Origin of the sequence: Parasutterella excrementihominis YIT 11859 (assembly GCF_000205025.1) — a bacterium.
GTDB classification, from domain to species: domain Bacteria; phylum Pseudomonadota; class Gammaproteobacteria; order Burkholderiales; family Burkholderiaceae_F; genus Parasutterella; species Parasutterella excrementihominis.
This window is the reverse complement of sequence record NZ_GL883721.1, coordinates 78264-84902: the sequence shown is the minus strand read 5'-3', so window position 1 is coordinate 84902 and position 6639 is coordinate 78264. Positions and strand designations below refer to the sequence as shown.

General features: G+C 43.8%; 4 protein-coding genes and 1 riboswitch. Of the genes, 1 reads left to right on the top strand and 3 read right to left on the bottom strand.

The window, feature by feature from the left end; all coding sequences use genetic code 11:
• Positions 1-380: 380 nt before the first annotated feature.
• The gene (locus HMPREF9439_RS07750) at positions 381-1193 is read left to right on the top strand and encodes a MetQ/NlpA family ABC transporter substrate-binding protein (protein WP_008864446.1); all 813 of its coding nucleotides are present in this window, start codon (positions 381-383) and stop codon (positions 1191-1193) included.
• A 418-nt stretch (positions 1194-1611) separates the two neighbouring features.
• Here HMPREF9439_RS07750 and HMPREF9439_RS07745 read toward each other — a convergent pair whose 3' ends face one another.
• From HMPREF9439_RS07745 to HMPREF9439_RS07735, 3 genes are all read right to left on the bottom strand, one after another.
• Positions 1612-2214: a response regulator transcription factor gene (locus tag HMPREF9439_RS07745; RefSeq protein ID WP_008864445.1), complete on the bottom strand. Its 603-nt coding sequence runs from the start codon at positions 2212-2214 to the stop codon at positions 1612-1614.
• The gene (locus HMPREF9439_RS07740; protein WP_087942006.1) at positions 2207-3985 is read right to left on the bottom strand and encodes a sensor histidine kinase; all 1779 of its coding nucleotides are present in this window, start codon (positions 3983-3985) and stop codon (positions 2207-2209) included. The genes HMPREF9439_RS07745 and HMPREF9439_RS07740 overlap by 8 nt, the downstream gene beginning before the upstream one ends.
• 91 nt (positions 3986-4076) lie before the next feature.
• Complete coding sequence (locus tag HMPREF9439_RS07735; protein ID WP_008864442.1) at positions 4077-5867, bottom strand: FAD-dependent oxidoreductase; 1791 nt, start codon at positions 5865-5867, stop codon at positions 4077-4079.
• Positions 5868-6432: 565 nt separating this feature from the next.
• Positions 6433-6605, top strand: a riboswitch (Lysine riboswitch).
• Positions 6606-6639: the final 34 nt, after the last annotated feature.

Sequence of the window (6639 nt, the reverse complement as noted above, 5' to 3'; positions counted from 1 at the left end):
GGCTTTCTCTTAAGATGGCTAGTGTTTAAGCAATACAGAGTTGCTATTTAAAAATCGTATTCGCGTTTCCGTTTTTACTTCTTTTTTGTCCATAAAATGAAACCATTCGGTCTTCATTGAAACTTTGAAAATGAACAGCACATTGACCCACACCGTTAAAGCTTCGCTTCACAGCGAATGCCTTGTGCTGTCCAATCGAATGTGCCGAATGTGAGTCTGACTTTCTGCTAAGGAATGTCTTACTGACTTCTCTATTTGTCTTTCCCAAAATCCATCTTTAACTCGGGATAAGAGTAAGCAGAGTGAAGGTACATCCAAAAACCGCCCGCTTTTCAAGTCCCGACAAAATTAAACAACTAACTTTGTAATAGGTGAAAAGCATGCAACGTTTCCAATTTTTAAAACTGGCTGTCGCAGCAGTGATTGCCGTTCCTCTCCTTCTTTCCGGATGCGGCGATAAAAAAACCGCCGAACTTAAAGTCGGTGCGACCGCAGGCCCTCACGCAGCGAATGTTCAAAAGGCCGCAGAAGTAGCTAAGAAACAAGGCTTAAACGTTAAGGTCATTGAATTTACGGACTACATTTCCCCGAACAAGAGCTTGGAAGAGGGTTCTTTAGATATCGTAATTTATCAGCACGAGCCGTTCCTCAACAATTTCAACAAGCAGCAGGGTACACACCTCAAAAATATCGGTGTAGCTGTTGTTCAGCCGATGGGTTTTTATTCAAAAAATATTCACAGTCTGAAGGACATTCCTGACGGCGCAACGTTTGCGATCCCGAATGACCCGAGCAACGAAGGCCGCGGACTTCAGTTAATTGAAAAAGCCGGTTTAATTAAATTGCAGCCTGGAAAAGACGGCTCTGCAATTACGGTTGCCGACATCATCGACAATCCGAAGCATCTGAAATTTAAAGAACTCGAAGCCGCTCAGCTTCCGAGAAGCTTATCCGATGTTGACATTGCCACAATTCCGATGAATTACGTTATCAGTGCAGGTCTGTCTCCGGAAAAAGACGGCTTCTACTACGAATCTAAAGAAGCTCCTTATGCGCTGATCATCATTGCTGCAAGAGAAAACAATGCCAACAATGCAGACGTCCAGAAGTTTGTGAAGGCATTCCAATCTCCGGAAGTAGCTAAATTCATTAAGGAAGAATTTAAAGGTGCAGTAGTTCCGGCTTGGGAATGATACATAATAGGTAATTTCTTGAATAAAAACGAATTCCGTCGAATCAGCAGTGGTACGGCGGAATTTTTTCTAACACGCTTTTCTAACAAATTTCCGGCTAATCTAACATTTTGAATGTTAGATTAGCGATAGATAAGGACTTTGAAAATACTTTTGTGATCCTTATTTAAGTCTGTACCTGATAGAGCGTACGCCGCCGACGATTTCAACAAAAATACGGCTACTGAGGCCCACGGATTTACGTCCAAGACGCATTCTGCTCTCTGAGCAGCCGATATGCCTCAATGGCCGCAAGCAAGGTGTATCACCGGCCTGTGAAGTGTCCAACAAGGGTAAAAATTATTTAAACCATCGAAAAATTCTCGTTCAGCAGATTAGGATAAGTCACAAACTTTGTCCAACGTATTTCTCAGCTTCTCTAAAGCCATTCCAGCCGGATGATTTTGATTAATTGGTCAATACTGTTTAGTCCGAGTTTTTGGTAGATCCTCCACCGATACCCTTGAATGGTACGATCACTGAGTCCTAATTTTTCAGTAATGGCCTGGGTATCCAGCCCATGCAACGTTAGCTCGAGAACTGTCCGCTCCCGATTGCTTAAAGTTGAAATACGTTCCCTGTACTCCTTTTCGCTTCCTCCGATAATGTAGAAGTCCAAGGCTTTATTGATGGCTTCGAAAAGTTTGGCCTCTTTGACGGGTTTTACTAAGAAGTCCACGGCACCCTTTTTCATTGCCTCGACTGCCATCTCGATATCTCCGTGACCAGTGATAAATATTATAGGTATATTAATTTGGCGCTCCTTCATTTTGAACAATAATTCCATTCCGCTCATACGGGGCATTCGAATATCACTTAGGATGCAGCCGGGAACGGAAGGAGCGACAGATATTAGAAAATCTTCTGCGTTGTCGTAACACTCGGATTGATAACCGTTTACGTCAAGCAAGAGAGCAAGGGAGTCCAAAACATACTGCTCATCATCGATTACTCTGATCAAAAAGTCCTGTTTCTTATGCATTTCTATTGCTCTCTACCGGTGGGAAGGCTATTTTTACTGTCAGTCCGCCTTGCGGGTTAGGAAGGAACGAGACCTTAGCGTGGTGCGCTTCAGAAATGGATTCAATAATAGAGATTCCTAGGCCAAGGCCGGATGGTTGGGAGGTTGTGAGGGGTTGACAGAGTTTTTTGATTTCAGCCTCCGACAATTTTTTTCCGCCGTTTGAAATAGTTAAGAGGCAATCGTTTTTCTCTTTCCTGAAAGATACTTGGATCGGTTCATCTTTAGGAGACGCGTTAATTGAGTTATTCAGCAAATTCTCTAAGAGAAGTTCAATTTCAAGCTCTTCCCCCATAATCTTAAGATCTTCTTGCGGAAGCTCCAATTTGATCTCTGCATATTTTCTTTTTCGAACAACAGCATTTTTTACTATAGGCGCTAAAGAAAAGACCCGGTCTCGTTTTTGACTCGATTTCGTATAAGAACGAACCCGATCAATGATGGACGTCATTTTTTCTGTCTGAGCTTCAATTGACTTTCTACATTTCGACAGCTTTTTTAAGTCAGGATGTTCTTGTCCGAGAAGGATTTTCATGGAATCGGTCGAGTATTGGGTGACTGCCAACGGCTGCTTTAATTCATGGGCAAAAAGTGTTGATAATTGGCTGACGATATTAAGTTTGTGAGCTAGCATCAGTCGGTTTCCGATTTCTCTTGCATCTTTTTCAGCAGCGACACGACGTTTTATTTCATCCGACAAGGCTTGAGTTCGCTTGGCAACGAGATTTTCCACCCTCCAAACATGGAAGAGAAAGGCAATAAGGCCAAGAAGAGCACAGATAATCAAAGTGTTATGTTCCTCCCAAACCCTTTTTATTGTCCATTCTTTCAAATGGCTGTACGCGTCAGTTTTAAGCAGTCTAGCCACTTGATTAACCTTCTCGAAGTCTGTGACGAGGCTCCAAGCTAATTGTTTTTCCCCGTCTGGAGGAAGGTTAAGAAGCGTTTGGGTCAATTGTTTGATTACTTCCGGGTCGAGACCCGAAGTGGCGGCCATTGTCCAATTTGGATAAAGATCGGTGCTGTGGGCACACTTGAATTCGGGATCTTTCTGTTCGTTGAGGATTTTGAAATAGTTCTGCCAATCAGGGAATTCTGACTCAAGAATGCATGCCCGAAGAACACCTACATCTGCTTCTCCCGACCTAACTTGTTTGACTGTTTCAAGAACAGGGAGGTCATGGTGGTAAATCTTGGAGAAAAATCTTTCAGGATCGTGACCCTTTCCGGCAATTGTGGCAAAGCCCAGTTGATAAGCCAAGAACATATTTTCCAAACCTGCTGAGGCTACCTTCCCTCTGGCGTCTTCCAAGTTATTGATGTCTGTCCTATCTTTCCTTGTGAAAATAACACCTGCCACTCCCTTATTGGGATTGGGGGCTGTGGAAGAAACAATGCTGGCAATGTCCCGAACCCCATATTGTTTCATTTGCCAAAACAAACCGCTGCTTCCGAGAAAGATATCGACTTCTTTTTTCGCAATTGCTTTCATCAAATCGTTCATGCGGTAGAAGCGCGTTTGTATTTTCAAATTCGGCAAGTGAGTTTGAAGTTTTTGAGCTATCTCTGAGAGGATTTTGTCTTCTTCCTTAATGTGAGTTGTGAAGCCTGTCGAGCCTTCAAAACTCATGATTCCGAGGCGCAAAACTCTATCTTCAGCTGCGGCTGAAGTGAATGGGCTAACCACAAGAACAAACGATAAAAGAGAAAGAAGAAAAAATCTTTTATTCATTGCGCTTGAAAAAATACCTTCAGAAGAGACTCCTGAAGGTATCGTAAAAGAAAAGATGTGAATTAGTAATGCGACATTTTGCTTACTTCAATTAGTTCTGAAGCTTATTTGCAATCGCGTCAGATACCGTTTTTCCTGTGGTAATACACCAGGCGACATTCGCTCCCGGTGCAGAATCATCGCCGTGTACTGAGTTGGCCAGTTCTCCGGCAGCATAAAGATTCGGGATCGGTTTGCCGTTTTTATCGAGGACTTCCATCTTAGTTGTGACTTTCACGCCGCCGAGGGTTGTGGCAAACCTCGGTTTTTGTTCAACAATATAGAAGGGGCCGCTCACGTCAATGGTTTTTGTCATGAATTTGACTGGTCTATGGAAATCCTTATCGTCTTTGTTGACGACGTAGCTGTTGTATTTTTCAACAGTGTCCAACAGATTCTTCGGGTTGATTCCTGCTTTCTTTGCGGCTTCTTCAATTGAATTTCCCTTGATGAAGAGGGGAGGCTTTTTGCCGTCTTGGGCCAGCCATTTATCGATGTCCTCGGAAGAGATGCCGTTCTTTTTAGCGTAATCACGGAAGCCGTCAAAGCTCTTTTGATCCAGTGCCAGATAAAGGGTTGATGCAGGCTGTTTGGTTTGAATGGCAACCATATCCTTACCGGAGCCTTTTTCGTTGATAACACGATTTCCGTTTTTATCAACCATGATGCCGGCTTGGTTGTATGCTCCGATGTTGCCTTGGAGAGTTGATTTCGCAATGCCCGGAGCTACTTCAATTCCCTGCGGATATAATTTGCCGTAGTCCATCAGCTGCATGGCAGCTCCCGCATTCTCAGCCATTTTGTGGCCGTCTCCGGTCGAGGAAACCGGACCGTAGTAAAGTGCATCCTTCAGGCTTCCCTTGAGCATTTCTTTGTTATAACCGTAACCTCCGGTTGCCAAAAGAACCGCTTTTGCGTTGATGATGTATTTGGTGCCGTTTTTGCCTACTGCGGTGATGCCGGTAGCAGAGCCGTCCGTCATATTTACTTGTTCGGCCTTGATAGAAAGAAGAACATTTACCTTAGCGTTTTTAACAAGTTCTCTAAGCGTTTCAGCAAAAGCCGGGCAGCCCCCTTTGAGCGGAACCATTCTCGACGTTCTCCATTCTGCTCTGAAACTGAAATCTTTTTCAAACTTCACTCCTTTTGCAACAGCCCAGTCGATACTTTTTCCGACATTGTTGACATAAAAAACGAGAGCGTTCATGTCATTTTTTTGATGTCCGTTGTCAAGAAGGTCATAGGCAAGTTTCGCGGGAGTATCGTCTTTGACGCCTAGGTCCTTCTGCAGTTGTGAACCTTCCGTGACAACAGAGCCTCCGCAGATTGCAGAAGCGCCGCCCAGGAAGTTCATTTTTTCGACAAGCGTAACTTTCAAATGCTGGTCTGCTGCGTTAATGGCGGCAATCATACCTGCCGCGCCTCCGCCAACGATAACCAGATCAGTATTGATGGTTTCGGTTTTTGCAATCACCGGAGCGATATTTTTCTTTTTTGTTAGCTGAGCTACATCGCCCTTAGCTTTTTGTACACATTCTTTAATCCCATCAAGGAGCGCTTTGGAAGTAACTGTAGCGCCTGTAACATTGTCAACTGCCAGGGATTGGGTTTTAACCACTTCCGAAGAGATCGACGCAATGGCGTTCTGACCGATGCCCACTGTCTCTTTATTCGGATCGACTTCAATCTTTTCAATCTTATCTTTTGAGAAAGTTACCTTCACCGGAACCATTCCGCCGATCCCTGGATAAGAGGCTTCAAAGGTACCGGCCTCAAAAGCAAACGAAAGAGAGCAGCCTGCACAAAGGCAAATTGCCATGGAAAGTTTTGAGAGTTTCATCATTTCTCCTTGGAACGAAATAATGATCAAATTCTCTCAGCTGACCTTCTTAAGTAGGTTGATATTAATCAAATAAGTATCATTTTTACGCCCACAGAGGTTAGGGAACTCGTTATTGTGACAAATTCAGAGAGGACCGAAACACAAATTTTGTTTTCTCAGCTGGAACCTTCAAGGTTTTAGTTTTCCGTCTCTTCGTGGGGTTCTATATATATCGAGGAAGTTTCAAACAACGCTCTATACAGCAGGTCAGCTAAGAATTTGCAGCCATGGAGCTGCGAATACAAAACAATCATCAAGCTTAATAAACTATCCAGACGCCTTGTCGGCAGTGTGAATACAGTTTCCTGTAATGCCGGCGGAGACTATATTTTTTAGGAAAAGGAGCTCGGTTGGCTCGTTGAGTCTTTGAGGAAGAAGCGGTCACGGCCTAAGAGAAAGCTTTCAGGCTTAACAGAAGAAAAATCATTGCGATGACTTTTGATAACGACGACGCTTCTCGGGAAAACGATAAGATGGTTTGTGTCCAAATGTATGCAAAGACAAGGATTGAAGTTCTAAGATTAAAGAATCAGGTAGAGGTGCAGACTTTATAAGTAGTTGCTTCCTTTAAAGGAGAATCGGGAGGCAGCCAAAGGAAAGTTTGCCGAAGGCCGATCGATCTCTCCTAAATTGATCGGACCTGGGCCGTCGAAAAACATTCGGCGGACTGTCACTGAACAGTGGAGCGCTACCCGAGGTCTCGAACCTTATTCCTTTTGATATTCCCTTTAAG

Excerpts from the sequence above, each read along its gene's own strand:
- HMPREF9439_RS07750 (WP_008864446.1), top strand. The coding sequence starts at position 381 with ATGCAACGTTTCCAATTTTTAAAACTGGCTGTCGCAGCAGTGATTGCC.
- HMPREF9439_RS07745 (WP_008864445.1), bottom strand. The coding sequence starts at position 2,214 with ATGCATAAGAAACAGGACTTTTTGATCAGAGTAATCGATGATGAGCAG.
- HMPREF9439_RS07740 (WP_087942006.1), bottom strand. The coding sequence starts at position 3,985 with ATGAATAAAAGATTTTTTCTTCTTTCTCTTTTATCGTTTGTTCTTGTG.
- HMPREF9439_RS07735 (WP_008864442.1), bottom strand. The coding sequence starts at position 5,867 with ATGATGAAACTCTCAAAACTTTCCATGGCAATTTGCCTTTGTGCAGGC.